Source organism: Lapidilactobacillus wuchangensis, from assembly GCF_003946645.1.
In the GTDB taxonomy this organism is placed as follows: Bacteria; Bacillota; Bacilli; order Lactobacillales; family Lactobacillaceae; genus Lapidilactobacillus; species Lapidilactobacillus wuchangensis.
In genome coordinates, this window is record NZ_RHOU01000016.1 from 14560 (window position 1) to 34581 (window position 20022).

A 20022-nucleotide genomic window follows, 5' to 3' on the forward strand; every position below is an offset into this window, starting at 1 on the left:
TTAGATCTTTTAAAAAGCATACCATATTGTGTCATTAAAATTTTGAAATCCAATAGTAATTCAGAATTACCGTTTTAGTTGAAAGCAAAATCCGAGAAAGATGTTAAGACGGAATGGCGTCTGACTGCATTCCGGGCTGCGGGTTGTGGAACGCGGCGGCCATTGATTGAAGCCTTTCTGCGAAAGTCTCCAATTCAAGGCTTATTGTAAGTGCTAAAGCACTAACAATAATTTGGCAGCTGACAACCACGCCCTCCATTCCTTCTGGAGTTAATTTGGTTCACTTCACTATTGTTAGTGTTTAAGGCAATGATAGTGGGACCAATCAACTTAATCTGAATTGTATCGTAACTGAACAGCGGTATTCAAAAAGCCTATCTAACATTCCTCTGGTTTTATCCAGAAAGCTTGTCAAACAGGCTCAGTAGTTTACTTCAATCTGTTCTTCTAATTAGTAGTGCTGAGTTCTGTTAGTTTCATCAGGTGGTTGCTGGGCGATTGGCGTCAGCTGTGAAATTATTCTTAGCGATTTATCGCTTAGAATAAGCCTCGAATTTGAGATTGTTGCGTAGCAATAAGCTCAAATCGACGGCCACAGCGTTCCACGCCCTCTAAATCGCCCAGCAACCACCTTCCTCAATTGGGGAAGTCTTGGCACTAATTAAGGCCGAGGTTCGCGATTGCCAAGAGCAGTGAAACGTGGGCGGTCAAAACCGGCTTCCCGCTCTTGGTCAACAGCTTGTTGGGCCACTAAATTCAAGTAATTAAATGGTGAATCAAAATTTGGTGAGAACAGCATATCGACGTAGGCTAAATCATCAATCGTATTATTGTTCTGAATCACCACTGACAGCGTATTGGCCGACTGAGTGATCTCGTGCTTACTGCACAATTGTGCACCCAGAACCCGGCGACTGTCACGATCGTACAGCAAAACAATTTTAATTTTATCAGTGGTGGGCATATAATCAGGGCGCCAATTATCATCGAGCACCACTTGTTGGACGTTAAAGCCGCCCCATTCAGCATATTCTCTGGTCAAGCCAGTCGAGGCAATACTGTAGCCAAATAAATCCATGGCTGAAGTTGCTTGAGTGCCCAAATAAGGCATGGTGTTGCCGAAAATGTTGACGCCAGCCAGCACACCTTGGCGAATCGCATTAGTGGCAAGCGGCGTATAAGCTGAACGGCCAGTTGGATTAAAATGAACAGTACAACTATCGCCAGCTGCGTAAATATCCGGGTCAGATGTTTGCATGAATTCATTAGTCAACAACGCCCCATGTTTGTCCATTTTCACTTGGCGCCGGAGTAACGAAGTGCTTGGTACAAAACCGGTACAAACAATCGCAATATCGGCGGAGAATGTTTGACCAGATTGAGTCTTAATCTCTAGGTCACCCTGATCATTGCTGGTAAACTCAGTGACCCGTTGATTTAATTGCAGGTCAACATGATGATCTTGTAGTAATTTGCCAGCCAATTGGGCAATCTCAGGGCCAATATAATGATGCAAAATCTGATTACCAGACGTAAGCAATAACACTTCATGATCGGTCAGGGCATAGCTTTCGGCAATTTCAGTACCAGAATAACCAGCACCCACAACCGCAATGCGATGATTATCCTTGGCACTTTCATAAATTTCTTTTGCTTGTTGGTAATTCTTGCATAGTAAGACTTTCGACTCATCGATGCCGGCCATTGGTGGAACTGCCGCAGTTGAGCCCGTAGTCATGATTAATTTGTCGTAATGATCTTGCAGGACTTCACCATTTTCAATATTAACAGCCTGCAGGGTTTTCGTTTTGGTATCGACTTTCAGAACATTATGATGCGTGCGTACCGTAGCGCCGAGCTCCCGTAAAGCTTCTGGCGAAGAATAGAACATATCCTCTAGACGCTTGACGCGGCCACCTAAATAAAGATAAATTCCGCATGATAAAAAGGAAATATTATCGTTACGCTCATAAACAGTCACTTCAGTATCAGGATGGGCCTTCAGAATTTGGGTCGCAGCAATGGTGCCAGCATGTGTACAACCAACAATGACAACTTTCATTTTGTTTCCTCCAACAATGGTTTTTACCCGATTTTAAATTTCAAAAAATATCTTCATTTACAATTATGTAGTACAATTAATCATAGTATAATTTTTTGTTTTTTACAAAGGAATTATCCGTATACATAGGGTTGTTACTGGGGAGGAAAAACTATATGTATCGTTACTTTATTCAGCCACAATTCAATAAATTTACGAATTCCGTTTTTGGTTATGAAATGTTGATTCGTAAGTGGCAAGATGGTCGCTGGCAATTGCCGAAAGACTTTGCCTCAATTCCCATTGAAATTCAAACTGAATTACTCAAGCGGGCCGCAATTGAGCTTTCCTTGAAAGTCGAATCTGTTTCATTTAATTTAAACCGGACTCAATTCGTTAACGAACACATTAACGAGGCTTTGATTGCCGCGCAAAAGCAGATTTATCCGATTGTTTTAACAGTTGAAGTGACTGAGGAGCCTGACGATCACGTCGACACTGAACAGCTCCGGCAACAAATCGAAATCTACAATCAACATGGCATTGAAATCAGTCTTGATGATGTCGCGACCGGAGTTAACACCCTGGAACACATTAAGCCGCTATTAACTGACGTCACCGAAATCAAACTAGCGATGCAGAACTTCCGCGAAGAAAAACGCGACGCTGAAATCGAAGACCAATTGCGAATTTGGACCCAAGTAGCCGACCAATATCAGTTGCGCTTAATCCTCGAGGGTGTTGAAAATGATGCCGAAGACCAACTAGCCGACCGTTTCGATATTTCCATTCGCCAAGGTTATTACTATGGCAAGCCCCATTTGTTTAAGTTAAAGGGCGACGAGGCAAGCATTAACTAATTAACAATTTTGATCAGCAAGTTATTTTGATATCGACAAAAAAACAGTTTCGCCACATTAACGTAATAGTTAGTGTGGCGAAACTGTTTTTGTTCAGAATATGGTCGCAGTCTAAACAGAATGGCGTCTGGAGTTGATTTAGCTCACCTTATTCTGGGCAGTAAGCAAGTCAGTAGTTGTGGCGTACAGATAATATGCAACTGATGTCACAGTCGCCATGCTATTTAGCAGCTTCTTTACGGAAGATAAAGGGAATGCCTAAAACAAGTAGGATAAACAGGCCACAAATATTCAGCCATGGTTGTGATTGTTCACTAGCTTGAGGCAAGCGTCCTGATTGTTGCTTGTTTTCCGGGTGCATGGTAGGTATTGGAGATGATGCGAGCGAAACCTGATTACTTGAACCAGATTGGTGTGTGACCACATGAGTCGGATTGTTGACTGGTATCTTAGTGCCACCTTGGTCCGGCTTCTGTGGCTGATTTGTTTGTAACTGGTTATTGAATACTAAATCAATTTGCGGTTGTGCCGCGGTAATTTGAAAGGTTAATGGCTTGTTGTTTAATTGATACCGTGAATTAACAACTAACTGCTGTAAAACATAGTCGCCTAATGCAAGCTGACCTAATTGTAACTGTCCTTGAGCATCAGTTATTAAATCGTTAGCCACTAAGTCAGTTTGCCCTGCCACAACGCGACTTAGCTGGAAGCGGCTATTGGCTAGCGGTAACTTTGTTAATTGATCCTGATTAACTAAAGTAAAGGACCCTTTAATCGCCAAATCGGCTACCTTAATTGGCACCACTTGACTTGTGGCCGTGATAGCCAATGTTGTCGGCGCAGCTAAGTGATACCCTGCCGGCGCTTTGGTTTCAGTCACGGTATAATGACCTGCTGGCAAGCCATACGCATAAGTTTGACCACTTTGATCAGTTTGCAAGCCGCTAGCAACCACTTTGCCGGTAGCATCACTAATATCAAAAACGGCACCTGCCAATGCTTGGCCAGTTTCTTGATCGACTTTTTGAATCAAGACTGAACGTTGCGGTAAATTAGCAATCGTTAACTGGCTAGCGCTGGTTTGTTGCCGTTCAATTGTAAATTGATTGGTCTGTTTCTGGGTCGCGATATCCGGTAATACATAACCAGTTGGTGCTGCCAGTTCTTTCAAGTAATAACGACCAGGTTTTAAATTACTAATCGATAATTTTCCCTGTTGGTTAGTTTCATATAACGTATCTGAATTCAATTGTTGATCAGAGTCAGCATCAAATAATTGAAACTTCACGTCAGCTAATGGTTGTTTCGTTTGACCATCGATCTTCGTCACTTGCACGGCCGAAGTTGGGTAATTAACACTCACCTTTGCAGCAACGGAACTAGCAAAAGTCAGACCACCATTAAAAGTCGTTTGAAAATCATTCAAAGCTTGCGCCTGATCAGGAATTGTCAGGTCATTAGGGATTGTCGCAGGATAATCAAAATTGATTTCATCCCCCGCCGCAACTTGATGTCCTGCTTTTAACACCAGCTTGATCATACGGACTTGACTATAATCAGTTGGTGTTTTCGTCCAAGCAGCATGCTGATAATTGGCCGCCGTTGTTGTGGGTGTCGTAGTCGCGTAATAAATATCGAAATCATTCGTGTAATCGTGTTGACTGGCGCTAGTCACCGCCGTACTGATTTTAACTGGCCCAGTCAGCCGAACATTAAACTGCGAGCCATTATGATCATTTACCGTTGGCAAGACGTTAACTAGTCCAATATTATTTGCAGTGGCAATATCATTATTAATCAAGTTAAACCGATAAGTTAACTGATCCCCAACATCACCAGCTTGGCCTAAATCAGAAACGAATTTTTGACTACTCTGATTTTTGACTAAGGCAGTGCTTAATAAACCACTAGGTGCCGAGTAAGTTAATCCAGTAATTGAATTTGAGGCGTTATGATGAGGCACATCACTATCAGGTGCTAAGCCATAAGGATCCTCCTGACCAAAGACCATCACTGATTGACCAAAGTCAGGATCGGTCACATCATAAGTACCGGAATTGTTTTTGAACACTAAATAACCAATGACGGGATCAATCTTTCCTGAATGTAATGCCGATGTGGACGTGACTGGCAAACTAAACTTTTGTTGGCCATAACCAGTCAATAATTGGGGATCAGTTACCCGACCATAAACCGCCGTGACGCCCATATTCTTATAATTATGGATCACCTGCAGGTTCGACATGCCTACCACTGTATCAGCTTTACTTTCATCAAACACCAAGCCATTCGGCAAGATATAATACATCTCGGCATTTTCCAGAGTCATTGGTTTAGCAACGTCACTATACGAAAAGTTAATCCCTAAATTTAGCGTATTTCCATTATATAATTGCGTGGACGGTGTTACCTGAGTACTATTACTCGATACATAAATTCGCGGTGGTGCCGTTTTCGTTAAGGTCAATTGCACATCGTTATTGCCGGAATTCAAATCATCATAGGGCTTGCCCCAATACATCCAACCATCTTCGGTGTAAAAGCGACCCAAAGTTTCTTTATTTTCCTGACGATAATCAGTCAATTCTGAATTGGTAAAATGACTGACCGCCGCTAATCCTGTCGTTGAAGAGTTGACAGCCACTGGTTGATCATAGACTAATTCCAAGGTCCCATATTTGGCAGTTACGGATGGATCGACCGTATAAGGTGTGGTGCCCAAATTAGTCGTTAGCTTGTCGCGAGTTAGGCCGTGCACACCATACAAAGTATTCTGCTTCATTGCTTCAGTTAAGGGCCCAACTTGCTGAATAGAAACACCGTGAATTCGATCCGATGACCAATTCATCGTTGCTCGATTCACCAAGACACTGGGGTCAGCATCGCTATCACCAAGATTAGCTACATAAGTCAACCGTGAGTTAATCGGGGTTTGGTCAGAAACATCATTAACATTGGCTTGGCGCACTTGCTGCCCCTTTACAGTCATTGCTGAAGTGAATCGCTCCCGCGGTACCCAACGATTAAAGGTAATCTGCATTGATGGCGCATACCCAGTAGTCGTCGGCTGGGTGCCATGAGTGATCGTATTATTAAAAGTAAAGGCACGTCGATTAGTAGAAATATCAGCCCCTGATCGTACATATAACGGTAATTTGTTGACATTATCCGTAATATCCGTGGTTGCCGAAACTGTGATTGAAGCTTGGTTTGTCGTGGCATTATATTGCCAATTCGTCGTCTTACTCGTATCAAATTCAATATCAGTTGGCAACGTAACGACAAACTTAATATCATTGGTTTCATTGAAAAGGGTTTGATCGTAAAGATAAACATAGAAGCTTCTTTTTTGAATCGTTTTTGCAGTGTAGTAGCTGCCATAAGGATTGACGATATCAGTCACTTCATGATTAGCATAGGATAAAACCTGCATCCCCGCAGATAAACCAATAATTCGTGGCCGTGGATTAATCGTAATATTCTGACTATTCGTACTCAAGACCTGATTGTTCGCATCATAAATGGTCTGCGTAATCGGAATGGGATTATCCGTTTTATATGGTCCCGTGAAGACCACCGAATATGGCAAAGAAATCTGTTTGCCCGCCACTAAGGTTGCTAAATGGTATTCAATATAATAATTTGTTTCATCTTCAGTAATTGCTGCTAATTTTAACGTATCAGCACTAGTGGTCAGCTGATCCAGCGTTGGTTTAGCGAAACTTGTTTTTGGTAAAGCTATCTTCACCAAGCCGTCACTAAACGCCGGAACCACGGTGTCACTATTCATTCGGACATAAGCCCGTAAATTCATGGTGACTGGTCTAATATACTGAATCGGCATATCTAAGTGTTGTTGAGCGGGATTCTCGAAAATAATCTGCCCATCAATATTACTAGACTGACTTGCATTAGCTGATGGCGTTGCTTGAATTCCTGGAGTTGTGGCCGTTGCCTGTGAATTAGCGTCGCTTGCTGTCACCGTTGCTGAGGTCACAGCGCCATTTGTTTGAGCGTGCACCACACTCATTGGCGTGATTACTAATGGTGCCAAGATTAGTAAAGTCATTAACCAGCTCTTAATTTGTTTACGCATCGAAACTCCTCCTGTGAATTTATACCCTAATAAATCTTTGCTTTGATTGCACTGCAACCATCGCAATCCAACGATCATTATTTCCCAACCCAGAAAACAATTGACCTTAAGCAATGATTAAAATTATCTATTCTTCATAAATAAGTATAAGCGTTATTGTAAAAAAAAGTAATCACTATGCAAAAGTGATTACTCTTTTAAATAAATACTATTATTAATCAGTCAGCCGCCGAAAAACTATCGGTGTTCCTAAAAGTAACAATAACATCAAGCCAATTACACGAACGCGTAAATCGGTTTGCTCGTTTGCCTGAGGTAATTTATTAAACGATTGCCGTTGACGTTTAGCCTGCTCGCGACTCGCTTTAATAATGCTTGCCTGATTGCTGACCGCACCCTGACCATGATTGTCAGATTGGTTGCTAGGCTGATTAGGAACATTAGGCTGTTGCGGCTGATCTGGCGCTACTAGTACACGGGCGTTTTGTACTTGTATATCAGCTTGGGTCTTAGTCGCCGTAATTGCAAAATCAAAATTATTTTTGTTCAATTGATACATCGTAGGAACCGTCATTTGCTTGAGCCGATATTGCCCAATCAATAATGATTTCTGACTAAATTGACCTTGTTGATCAGTCGTTAAATCACTAGCCACTAATATTTCTCGACCAGCTTGTAGTTGGTACAAGTTAAAATGGCTCCCAACGATTGGCTGACCAGTTTGCTGAGCAGAATCCGTTAACTGAACCATCCCACTAATTGGCCGATCAGTGACATCAGCGGTAATGAGCTCACTATTGGCGGCAATAGTCACCGTTTGGTCAGCGGCTAATTGATAACCCGTCGGTGCAACTGTTTCTTTAATCGTATAAGTTCCTGGAACCAGACTATAGGCATAGGCTTGACCTTGATCATCGGTCACTAAATCCTTCTGAACTTTTTGGCCATCAGCAGCAACGACTTGGAAATGTGCCTGAGCCAATGGTTGCTTGGTTAGTTCGTCGGTCTTTTGAATCAAAAGGGATTTTTGAGGAATATTCGTGATTGTCAGTTGTGTCGGTGCCGCTTGATTATGCTGAATAACAAACTGATTAGCCTGCTTTTCAGTTGCGGTATTAGGCGTAACATAACCTGTCGGCACCGTTGTTTCGCGAAGATAATAATGGCCGGGCTTTAAACCACTAATTGACAACTTGCCCTCATTATTTGTTGCGTAAACAGTATCCGTATTAAGTTGCTGATCGGTCTGATAATCGAATAGCTTAAATTGAACTTTTGCCAAAGGTTGGCCAGTATCGCCGGCAATTTTAGTCACCTCAACACCGGACGTCTTGTAATTAATACTTGCCGCCGACGCAATCGCGTTACCGAAATTATTGCCATTGTCGAAAGTCATTTGAAAGCTATTGTAAATCTTGGACTGATCCGGAATTGAACTATCATTAGGAATCTGTGCTGTGTAGTCTAAATTAATTTCGTCAGAAGCACTTAAAACTAAACCAGGTTTCAGCACTGCTTTGACCATCCGCACTTTTGAATAATCGGAAACGCTTTTCGACCAAGTAGCGGTTTGATAATCTTGCTTGATTGTTGTGGATTGGTCAGTTGAGTAATAAATATCGAAATCATCCGAATAGTCATGCGTAATCCCAGCTGCCGACGTAATGGTGGCTGGGCCTGTCATTCTTACACTGAACTGCGAACCGTTTTCACCCTTAGTTGGTAGCACATTGATGATCCCGACCTTAGTAGAATCAGCGGTATTGTTGCTGATCAAGTCAAACCGATATGATAGTTGATCACCAATATCACCAGCATTACCTAAATCAGGCACATATTCTTGGCTATCCTGATTCTTAACTAGGGCAATACTCGTTAAAGCATCTGGTGCTGTATAAGCCAAATCGTTATCAGCTTCGCGTAAAGCATTATTCGGCCGATCACTATCCGTTGCTAAACCATATGGGTCGGCTGAAGCTGCAGTATAGACAGCTTGATCCATATTTGGTAACGTCTGGTCGAAAGTACCATCATTGTTTTTAAAAATCAGATAGTTCTCAATGAGAATATTTTTACTAGTTCTTAAGGAAGATGTTGCCGTAATCGGTAAACTAAAATTCTTATAGCCATAAGTTTCAGTGCCATTTAGCTGCATCAGTGGATCAGCAACTTTACCGACGACTGCTGTCTTCCCTGTATTTTTAAAGTTAGGGATTACTTTAATGTCGGTCATTCCCACAGCCTGATCAGTCGCAGTTTCATGATAGGCCAATCCCAAGGGCAACAAATAATAAACATAAGCATTTTGCAGCTTGATTGGTTGGGTCAAGCCTTCATATTCGTATTGGAATTTAGCGTTAACGGTATTGCCACTTTTCAATAATGTCGTTGGCAGTAATTCGCCGCGCCGAGTATTGATCGTGGGAATATGCTTCGTTAAATTAATATTCCCGCGCGAATTTGAATGGCTATTGGAACTACTATAATAGGCCGTGCCACTCAGACCGTAATATTGGCCATATTGGTCATTTTTGAGACAACGTTGTAATTCTGTTGATTGAAAATACTGATAGATGTTGATGCCAGTATCAGGCGACGTCATCAAGACTGGGTCGTCGAATTGAATATACAGCGATGAAAAATCAGCCGTTTTTGCTGGATCGATCACCGTCACATTATTGCTGATGTTTTTAGCAACCACAACTTTGGTCCCATCTGCTTGCAGACCATAAACGGTGTTGTGGGTTAAAGCGACGTCCGTCGGTCCAGCTAGTGATAAGCCGTAACCCTTAAAGTTAGTCGTATTCCAATCAAATTGGGCCGAACTTACCTTAACTGTTTTCGAGGCGCTATCACTGTCACGTTCATTAGCCAAGAACTGCAAGGTTGAATAAATCAATGTCTTATCATCAACCTGCTTCACATCAGCAGACTGTTCACCACTGCGATAAAATTTTGAAGTCATTTTTGCTTGTTCATACCAAGGCTGTTCTTGCCGGACCACCATTTCGGTGTCCCGATCTCCTGGCAAAATTGTCCCGTTACTATATTCAATGGAATATTTAAAATCAAATTTATGGTTACTCCCACTCACTGTAGTCTGGGTTCCTTGGGGAATAATCAGGGGCAGGTGTAGCCGCGTGTTATTAATCGATAAATCACTATCCGGCGCAAACACCAATGTTGCTTTGCGAGTTGACTCATCATAGGTCCAATCACTATTCTTCGCACTGGCAGCATCAAAGTTAAGGCCAGTTGGTACGTCCACAGTCACAGTGATTGGTGTTAAATCATTATAATTGCGCTGATTGTCAGATAACCAAATAAAGAAAGGATAGTCTGCTTTAAGCCGTCCAGCAGAAACTTGCGTCGAGGAAATGTCTTGATAAACCTTAACAGCTAAAGTAAAACTTCGCTGAACGGTGTTGATTGAAATTGGTGCACTGACCCGATTTAATTCCACGCCATTCTTGTCAGTAATCGTTTGGACAAGATTCACTTTCAGTCCAGCTGTGTAAGGCCCCGTGAAATGAGTCGTGTACGGAATATTAATCGTGGCTGCCTGTTGCGCATCCATTGTTTTTAAATGATAAATTATTTGATAGTTAGTCGCGTCAGCATCACTAATTTCAACGTGATCAATATATTGACTTTGATTCGTCAAATCATTGGTCTGCGGCGCCACAAAATGGTCCTTCGGCAGCAACACCGTGATTGTCCCACCGCTTAATTTAGCAGCTTGACTGCCAGCATTAGCATTAACAAAAGTACTTAAATTGATCGTATAGTTCTGGTCCGACCTTAATGGGTCCAGATTTTTCTGAGCTTCATTGGCAAATTGAATTTGTCCAGTTGGATTGTCGCTATCAGCAGTGCTCGCTGCTTCAGTGTTGCCCACATTACTTGGCGCCGTGCTAGCTGCCGCGGAAGCTTGACTTCCTGCAGTGCTAGTTTGCGCATTAACCACACTTAATGGTGCTACCGCCACCTGCAACAAAACCAGCAGTGTCATCAAGATACTTTTGATCCTGATTTTCATTTTAATTCCTCCCTGAATAGAACATTTCCTAACTCAAGCTAAATAAAACTTGCTTTTACCCAATTTTCCGACATTGCCCTTGTCGAAAATTCATTAATTTAATTATAACGCACAAAAATATTTTCGTTATAATTAAGTAAGCATATTATTCTTTACTGTTTATCCAATTAAATACATAACCTAGTTTTAAAACCTCTCTGTAGCAAAAAAAGAACCGCGACAATTTAAAATTGTTGCGGTTCTTTTTTAAATAAGCTGATAGCAGAGCTCCCGGAATGGCGCCCATGATTATCGGCTGATCATTTTTTTATTTACATAGCAATAAGCTCATATCAACGCCGGCCGTGTTCCACGACAAGCAGCCTGGAACAGAGTCAGCCGCTATTCCGTTTCACAGACTCATTGTTATTCGTCCCAAAATCACCGCACGTTTCGCACCAGTAGCGCTAGGCACGTTGCTCGGTTGATGATGCCACGTTTGATTGCCTAAGACAACCATGGCGATGGCTTCTTTGGCGTCAGAGGAATAGCCATAGTCCTCCTGAATGCCGACCCTAACTTGCGGCAATGCGGCTTGGATCATTTTAACCAAAGTGGGATTGTAACTACCGCCGCCACCAATAATCAGTTCGGTTTTGGCAGTAGCAAATTGCTGGACCGCTTGGGCGATTGACTGAGCGGTTAACGCAGTTGCAGTAGCGATCCAGTCATCAGCGCTTAACTGATATTTTTGTAAAATGCGATCAACATATTCACTACCAAAATCTTCGCGGCCAGATGTTTTCGGAAATGGTCGCGCAAAATACGGGTGCTGCAAAAGTTGCTGCAAAACTCCTTGATCAACTTGACCAGCCGAACCATGCGCACCATCACGATCATATTCTTCCTGATAAAAGCGACGACACAGTTCATCAATCACCATATTTCCCGGACCGGTATCAAAAGCGACCAGCTCCCGTAATTGGCCACCTGCAGGAATTACGGTCGCATTGCCGATACCACCGATATTTTGTAAAATTCTGGTACAGTCAGCTGACCGATACAAAATATATTCAGAGTACGGCACAATCGGCGCACCTTGGCCACCGACCGCCATATCGGCCTCGCGAAAATTCGAAATTACGGTTGTTTGCGCCCGTTCGGCAATCATTGCTGGATCGCCAATTTGCAACGTTGAAGGCACTAAATCAGCCTGATCAGGCCGAGGCAAATGATAAATTGTTTGGCCATGAGAGGCAACGAAAGCCAAATCCTGAGGTAAAACGTGAGCTTCCTGACAAATTTTAACCACGGCCTCGCCAAAAATTGCCCCTAACTCAAAATTCAAACTGCAAATTTGTTCCACGTTAGATGTTTCCACTGCCAAAGCCGCTTTGATTTTATTTTTTAATGCTAAGGAAAAAGGATAGCTGGCAAAGTGCCGCAATTTCACTTGCGTCGTTTCACCAACCCCGGTAATTTCGACCAAGGCCGCATCAGTACCATCCAAGGAAGTCCCTGACATTAATCCAACTGCTAACATAACCATCCGCCTTTCGCTTGATTATTTTTTGATATTTATTTCATTATACATCATTGATTACGATAAATTTATGAAATTAATTTTCACCGCAAGCCAATTGTCTGCAACTTATTCGCCAACCGGGTATACTAAAAGTAAGTATTAAATTAGTTGTGGTGGCGGCACTATTGCCGGTCCCACCACACGAGCTGATCAACGTCCGCGGAACGGCAAAAGTAGCGCTAAAAAGTCGTCGTTCTGTAGACATATTCTAGGAGGTTACTTCATGACAACAATTCAAATTGGTAAAAGCAACGTGCAAGCAAGTCCACTTGGTTTAGGCACGAATGCCGTTGGTGGTCACAATTTATTTCCTGATTTAAACGACGAAACTGGCGTTAAGATCGTTCAAACAGCACTTGATGCTGGAATTACCGTTTTAGACACCGCTTTTGCTTACGGCTTAGGCGAATCAGAAAAATTAATTGGTCAAGCTATCAAGGGCTATGACCGCAGTAAAATTATTATTGCTACTAAAGCCGCGCAAAACTTAAAAGCTGATGGCAGCATGACAATCGACAACTCACCTGAATTTTTAACTCAGGCCGTTGAAGACAGCCTTAAGCGCCTGCAAACTGATTATCTCGACATCTTTTATATTCATTTTCCTGATGAACAGACGCCTAAGAATGAAGCTGTTGCCGCCTTACAAAAGCTGAAGGAAGCTGGCAAAATTCGTGCGATTGGCGTTTCGAATTTCTCTTTGGCCCAATTAAAAGAAGCCAATCAAGACGGCTACGTTGATGTGGATGAAGAACAATACAGCTTGCTCCACCAGGAAATGGCTGCTGAACGCTTCGCCTATTTACGGGAAAATCAAATCAGCTTCGTGCCTTTCTTCCCACTGGCTTCTGGCTTACTGACTGGTAAATATGAGCAAGAAATGACTTTCCCAGCCGACGACATTCGCCACGATAATCCTGATTTCCAAGGCCAACGTTTCCACGCTATCGTTGCCACTGTTGACCAACTAAAGCCACTAGCGGAGAAATACCAAGTCACTGTGGCTCAATTAGTTCTCGCTTGGTACATCAAGAATCCCGACATCGCCGTCGTCATCCCCGGTGCCAAAAAAGTCGCCCAAGTTGCCAGCAACGCCAAAGCAATGACCGTCAATTTGAGTGATGAGGATTATCAGGCCATTACAAAGTTGTTTGCTTAAAAAACAAGCGACCATTTGATAAAATAAAACCGAACTTTAGCCGGTCTAAACGTGTTCCCAAAAGACAACCGGTTTCGTTTAACGATAAAATAACGCGCAATTCGTCACTGACGAATTACGCGTTATTTTGCATTATTGCTCACCGGCTAACCGCCTTTTGTCACACTCTATTTTATTGGTGTCATTTTAGCCTCCGTTAGTTCAGTTGGCTTCTGGAACAACCGAACTCAATTTTGAAAACAAACAGATAAGAACAACCTATTTTTTTATTTTATTTAAGCTTCGTTAGTAATTTTAACGTTGGGATAATCTTGCGCCAACAAACTTAGCGAATATCCGGGATCACTGCCAATATTAATCGAGCCATAAGTTGCGTCAATGATTTCACCATCAGGAATCTTGGCTAGTTCAGCAGCAGAACAATGGGTGCTGCCGTTCACCGCCAGAATCGTTTGCCGATAGGATTCAGCTAAAGCGTGATTATCATTCTTTAAAATAATACTTGGATAGTATTTGGCCAGCATTTGACCAGTCACACCTGGATCACCACCCATTTTGGCCGTTGCGCAAACTGCTCTAACAACCACATCATCAGCAATCTTTTCTAATTCTGACCAAGAATAATAACCGGGCATCTCATCAAAAATAATATGGCGATCAGTCTCGGCATTCAGGTAGGCCTGGCCATTGACTAAAACTTGTGGATATTGCCGATCAATAATGTTACCAATTGTGCCTAAATCGCCGCCCATCGCACCAGCGGTTTGAACTGCTGACCAAACGACACTATCGGGAACTTTTTCCAGTTCACTTAACAGATAAACACCAGGCATTTGCTTAACAATGCCGAGTCGAAATTCCTGTGGTGTTGAATATAAAGTATAGGCCAGCAAAACTTTCGGATATTGCTCGGCGATAATTTCACCGACAGCATCCAAATTCTGGCGATCAGTTTGATTCATGGCCGCCGTAATCACTTCATCAGGAACTGCATATAGTCCAGCTAGACTGTATTTATTCGGCAACTGCTTAATTAGTGCCTGGCGAAATTGTTCAGCCTCGGAAATGGTTGCAGGGTTATTTTGTTTAATCCCCGTGTTAGCATTATTTGAACTTGGCTTTGGTGCCGCAACGCTGATTTGTTGACGATTCGACGCAGGTGCACTGTATTTTGTCGCCGGCGCTGCTGTTTGCGAATCGGTAACTGATTTAGTAACCTTTGCCGCAGCATCAGTTTTAGTCGTTGCTGTTTTTTTAGTTGCTTTGCTAACTTTCTTTTTCGTTGTCTGCTTCTTAGTGGGGATCTTCGTTACCTGTGCTGTTTTAATTGCTGCTGAATGATGGCTGTTATTCGCACAGCCCACTAGATTGGTGCTTAACCCTAAAATTGCTAATGCTAAGACACAATAGCGTGTAATTTTTCGCATTTTTATTACTCCTCATTATTAAACCATTGAATAAGTTCTCTTCACCTGAAATAATGTGATCAAATAATAAGCACTAATGATGCCTTATGTTCTATCCTGATTGGCGAAACATTTTAAAACCCCTTTTCTACCCAAAATTGCCCACAATCATTTGTTGAAGAATGATCCAAATAATGATTGTTTCCGTTTACATTGCAATAGTATTACAAATAAGTTACAAAGTTTATAGTAAAAGTGCTTTATTTTACTTTTTTATTACGAAAAGATTACTTTTGCCATTTTCCGGTTTTGTTTTTGATTCTTTTCGTTGTAAAAATGCGATTTTTTAAACAAAAAAATAACCGACTGGCCTTTTAGTCAATCGGTTATTTGCTATTCAGTCTAAAGATTCGAACTAGCCTTCAATCACTGCCACTTCAACATCACTTACGCCCAACATTTCTTGCAAGTAATTGCGGTAATCAGCACCAAGTTCGTTCAGATCGGCCTGATCAGAGAAAGTATACAGAACGGTTAGCACTTCGGTTGTTTGTTCGGTGACCATTGTTCGTTGGCTATCACTAGTTGGATTGCCAAACAGGCCTTGATCATCGGCCAATGTTGGCAGAAATTCAATATTCAACGTTGATTTCCCGATGCCCGCATAAGTCGACTTTTCTGGGGCGCGTTGCCAAATGATCGGTCCTTGAATTTGTTGATAGTCATAAGAACCAATTGACCAACCGCTACTGATTGAAATCAAGTTATTTAAGTCAACCACATTATTGATGCGATAAAGTCCCTGACCTTTGATCACTCGCCGCAACATCGCTTCAGCAGCATTGCGATATTGTGAGGGCGACTTACCTAAAGCTTTATAAGCGGTTCTGGTCGCAGCAATCTCCGCAAATTTTGCTATTTCTGGCAAGGTAATTTTGGCGGCTAAGCTGGCGATTTTATCATCTAAGGTACTGGTCAATAATTCGTTGGCCGCGGTGACTTTGGTCGAATAATGCAGCGTTAACAAACGTGCTGCTGGGCAAAGACGTTGTAGTTCTGGACTAATTGTAATCTCCATAATGGACTCATCCTCTCCTGCTAATCAACCCTATTATACCGAATTTTCTCGCAGAAGCAGCTAGTCGCAATTGCTCAAGGAAAAGTCTACAATAAGTAAGTAAACTTTTTCTACTGGAGGCAACAATTATGACGAAACGTATCAAAGGTTCTTGTACCACATTCTTAGTTGGAAAAAAGGCATCCCTCGATGGTTCAACAATTATCGCCCGCAATGAGGACGGCTATGCCCCACTTAATCCCGAAAAATTTGTCGTCGTTAACCCTGATGATCAACCACGGCACTATCAGGCAGTTTTAAGCCCAGTTAATTTCGATTTACCAGACAATCCCTTACGCTACACATCAACACCTGATGCCACTGATGGCCACGGAATTTGGGCCGCAGCTGGGATCAACAGCGAAAACGTAGCAATGACTGCAACTGAAACGATTACTAGCAACTCGCGGATTTTAGGCGTGGATTCCTTAGTCGACGAAGGTGTTGGCGAAGAAGATTTCACAACAATCGTGTTGCCTTATATTCATTCAGCTCGCGAAGGGGTCCAACGTTTAGGCGCCTTCCTTGAAAAATATGGCACTTACGAAATGAACGCCATGGCTTTCTCCGATAATGAAGAAGTTTGGTATTTCGAGTCAATCGGTGGCCATCACTGGGCAGCAATTCGGATTCCTGATGATGCTTACGTGGTTGCACCAAATCGGCTGAACATTGACCAATTTGATTTTGACTCTGATGACACTTTGTTCGCCGCTGACTTGCCCGAATTAATCGAGAAAAACCATTTGAATCCTGACCGCGACCAAGTTAATTTACGGCATATTTTTGGCAGTGCCACGATTAAAGATACGCGTTACAACAACGCTCGTGCTTGGTACGTGCAAAAATACTTCAATCCTGAATTCAACACCGAACCTGATGACCAAGATTTGCCATTCATTTGCCGGACCGACCGGAAAATCAGTGTTGAAGATATTAAGTTTGTTTTGAGCTCGCACTACCAAAACACACCGTTCGACCCTTACGGCACAGGCACCGAAGCCCAAAAGAAACAATATCGGCCAATTGGCATTAACCGTAATCAAGAATTGCATATTCTGCAAATTCGCAATGACGTACCGGCTGAAATTGCTGCTATTCACTGGCTAGCTTTTGGTCCTAACACGTTCAATTCAGTGGTACCTTTCTATGCGAATGTGCTTGATACGCCTGAGAATTATCGCGGGACTACTGGCGAATGTGATCCCACCAAGATGTATTGGCTGAGCAACGTGATGGCTTTGATTGGTGACAGCAACTTTGGTTTGTACGAAGATCAAGAGAATCTCTTTGAAGAACACAGTGTAGCTGCCTGCCGTAATTTACAACACGAAGCTGATGCTAAAGCTGCTAGTCAAGCTGATTTGCAAGGCTACTTGGCCAGCGTCAATGAAAAAATGGCCAATTTAACGCAAGCCAACGCTAATAAGTTGTTAGGGCAAATGTTGAGTCTTGGCGAAGGGCAAATGAAGTTGCAATTTACTTTGAATGACTAGGATCGATTGCGGCTGATCATCAATCAAATTCACAGACATTAAAATCTAGTGAAGTTTTTGAAACAGAATTGAGTCTGACTCTGTTCCGGGCTGCTTGGCGTGGAACGCGGCCGGCATTGATTTGAGCTTATTGCTCCACAACAATCTCAAATACAAGCCTTGTTCTAAGTGGCCCAGCCACTAAGAACAATTTGGCGGCTGACGCCAAGATCCCTCCACGCCGTCTGGAGTTAAGGAAGTTCACTTTAGCTTTGCTAGCAATCAATGCAGTCATTGTAAGTATTGCCGCAAATATCTAAACCTATGTCACAGTCTATTTCTGTGGCTGACAACCACGTCCTCCATTCCGCCTGAAGTTGAGTTCGTGCATTTTATTGTAGTCAGTGCTTAAGGCAGTACTGGTGTGATTTGTTAACGCATTTCAATTAGTAATAATATTTGAACAGCAACACAAAAGCGGTGTGGCAATCTCTATTTTAGTAGAGATTGTCGCACCGCTTTTTATGTTATCCAAATTTGGTTCCGTCAATTAGTTCTGATTCAAATCATATGTTTTCAAAATGTCCGGCGCTAAAAAATTGTTGGTACTAAACCGCCGTCCATACGGAGTGCTTCGCCGGAAAAGGCGCCGTGGTCTGGGCTGGCGACAAAGGCTGTGAAGCGGCCAATTTCTTCAGGGCGAATTAGACGTTGAATTTGTGAACGTGAGCGATGGTTTTTCATGAAGTCTGCTTCCCATTGGTCTTCAGGCAAATCGGTGTCGGCATACATATCATGCAACATCTTAGCAACGCCTTCAGTCAACGTTGAGCCCGGCATAATGGTATTGACTGTCACATGGGTTGCGACTGTCAGCTTAGACAAACTCTTCGCCAACGACAAATTCATGGATTTGGTCATGCTATATTGTGGCATCTCACCTGATGGCATAACCGCTTCTTCGCTAGCAATGAAAATAATGCGGCCAAAATCTTGTTGCAACATTTTCGGTAAGTAGTGACGTGCTAAAGCGTTGCCGGCCAAGACATTGACCTCGAAAAACTTATTCCAGGTCGCATCATCAATTTCAAAATAATCCATAGGTTGGAAAATTCCCATATTATTGATTAAAATATCAATGTGAGGAATTTCAGTAAATAAACGCTCCTGGTCAGCAGTCTTGGCTAAATCGGCCGCCACTCCTTGAATCGTGACCTGGGGAAAGTCGGCCTGTAATTCAGCAACAACTGCCTGCACTTCGGCATCACGGCGGCCGTTGATGATCACATCAGCACCTTCACGAGCCAATTCAATGGCGATTGCTTTACCAATTCCTTTGGTTGAACCAGTAATTAGGGCGATTTTTTTAGTTAAATGTAAGTCCATCTGTCTACCTCGTTAGTTTATACTTACTAATTGTTAGTCTATAAAGATAATGTACTATTTTTAAGTCGAAAATGCAACTTTTACTTGCTAATGACCTTGCGTCACCAGCTACACTTGTGGAAAGAGGTGAAATTTGTGACCACATATTCAACTGGCGAACTCGCCAAATTAGGCCAGGTTTCCGTACGGACCCTACAATATTATGATCAGCGGGGGCTCTTACGTCCTAGCACTGTAACTGAAGGCGGCCGCCGTCAGTATTCTGATGCCGATTTGGACCGGCTGCAATTAATTTTGTTGCTCAAAGAAATGAATCTTTCCTTAAAATCCATTCAAGAAATCATTACTAGTCAGCAGGCAAATAAAACACTCAGTCTCTTATTAGATGAGCAACTACGGCATTTAAAAGCCGAACGTAACGCCGCTACAGATAAAATCAAGCGCATCGAACAGATTCGTCACGAACTTCCCGATACCGCGGCACAACCAATTACTTCGCAAACTGATATTGAACAACTCTTCGCTCAAAAGCGGCAGCTGCATCAGGTGCATCGTCATATGATTCTACTTGGTGTGGTCCTCGATTTAATTGAATTTTCCGGATTAATCTATGCTTTGCAAACTAAAAACTGGATCCCGTTTATTGGGGGCATGGTGTTGGTGGTCGGCCTCGCCATTTGGATTTCCTACTATTATTTCCGCGAGATTAATTTTGTTTGTCCTAATTGCCAAACCATTTTCCAGCCTAAATTCGGGCAAATGTTTATCGCTGCTCATAATTTCAAGGCCCGTAAATTAAAATGTCCTCATTGTCATCAAACTAATTATTGTATCGAAATTGCTGCTGTCAAAGCTAACAACAAACAAGGAGTGTCATAA

12 protein-coding genes are annotated in these 20022 nt (G+C 42.5%); 4 read left to right on the top strand and 8 right to left on the bottom strand.

The genetic code is table 11. The features are described from left to right. Positions 1-103: 103 nt before the first annotated feature. Entirely contained in the window at positions 104-259 is a 156-nt protein-coding gene (locus EKM82_RS11655; RefSeq protein WP_164508237.1) for a hypothetical protein, read from the bottom strand. A 402-nt stretch (positions 260-661) separates the two neighbouring features. Further along, positions 662-2062, bottom strand: a complete 1401-nt coding sequence (locus EKM82_RS10125) for an FAD-dependent oxidoreductase (protein ID WP_125768910.1) — start codon at positions 2060-2062, stop codon at positions 662-664. Between the two features lie 155 nt (positions 2063-2217). Here EKM82_RS10125 and EKM82_RS10130 point away from each other — a divergent pair, with 155 nt between their 5' ends. Further along, positions 2218-2901 (top strand): EAL domain-containing protein, encoded by a 684-nt coding sequence (locus EKM82_RS10130; RefSeq protein WP_125768913.1) that lies wholly within the window; start codon positions 2218-2220, stop codon positions 2899-2901. 220 nt (positions 2902-3121) lie between these two features. On the opposite strand, the gene EKM82_RS10135 is transcribed toward EKM82_RS10130, so the two are convergent. The 3 genes from EKM82_RS10135 to anmK form a co-directional block, all read right to left on the bottom strand. Further along, positions 3122-6997: an MSCRAMM family protein gene (locus tag EKM82_RS10135; RefSeq protein ID WP_125768917.1), complete on the bottom strand. Its 3876-nt coding sequence runs from the start codon at positions 6995-6997 to the stop codon at positions 3122-3124. 214 nt (positions 6998-7211) lie between these two features. Further along, positions 7212-11036 (bottom strand): MSCRAMM family protein, encoded by a 3825-nt coding sequence (locus EKM82_RS10140; RefSeq protein WP_125768920.1) that lies wholly within the window; start codon positions 11034-11036, stop codon positions 7212-7214. A gap of 391 nt (positions 11037-11427) precedes the next feature. Continuing rightward, a complete protein-coding gene (anmK, locus tag EKM82_RS10145; RefSeq protein ID WP_225419721.1) occupies positions 11428-12564 on the bottom strand; it encodes an anhydro-N-acetylmuramic acid kinase AnmK in 1137 nt (378 codons plus the stop codon). A gap of 259 nt (positions 12565-12823) precedes the next feature. Here anmK and EKM82_RS10150 point away from each other — a divergent pair, with 259 nt between their 5' ends. Continuing rightward, positions 12824-13759, top strand: a complete 936-nt coding sequence (locus EKM82_RS10150; RefSeq protein ID WP_125768927.1) for an aldo/keto reductase — start codon at positions 12824-12826, stop codon at positions 13757-13759. 275 nt (positions 13760-14034) lie between these two features. On the opposite strand, the gene EKM82_RS10155 is transcribed toward EKM82_RS10150, so the two are convergent. Both EKM82_RS10155 and EKM82_RS10160 read right to left on the bottom strand, forming a co-directional pair. Further along, positions 14035-15186, bottom strand: coding sequence for a hypothetical protein (locus tag EKM82_RS10155; protein ID WP_125768930.1), 1152 nt, complete (start codon positions 15184-15186; stop codon positions 14035-14037). 394 nt (positions 15187-15580) lie between these two features. Beyond that, the gene (locus tag EKM82_RS10160) at positions 15581-16243 is read right to left on the bottom strand and encodes a B3/B4 domain-containing protein (RefSeq protein WP_125768933.1); all 663 of its coding nucleotides are present in this window, start codon (positions 16241-16243) and stop codon (positions 15581-15583) included. A gap of 128 nt (positions 16244-16371) precedes the next feature. Between EKM82_RS10160 and EKM82_RS10165 the strand changes: the two genes are divergently transcribed. Then, entirely contained in the window at positions 16372-17778 is a 1407-nt protein-coding gene (locus EKM82_RS10165; RefSeq protein WP_125768936.1) for a C69 family dipeptidase, read from the top strand. Positions 17779-18348: 570 nt separating this feature from the next. Here the strand turns inward: EKM82_RS10165 and EKM82_RS10170 are convergent. After that, entirely contained in the window at positions 18349-19143 is a 795-nt protein-coding gene (locus tag EKM82_RS10170; RefSeq protein WP_125768940.1) for an SDR family NAD(P)-dependent oxidoreductase, read from the bottom strand. 135 nt (positions 19144-19278) lie between these two features. Here EKM82_RS10170 and EKM82_RS10175 point away from each other — a divergent pair, with 135 nt between their 5' ends. Then, positions 19279-20022, top strand: coding sequence for a MerR family transcriptional regulator (locus EKM82_RS10175; protein ID WP_164508238.1), 744 nt, complete (start codon positions 19279-19281; stop codon positions 20020-20022).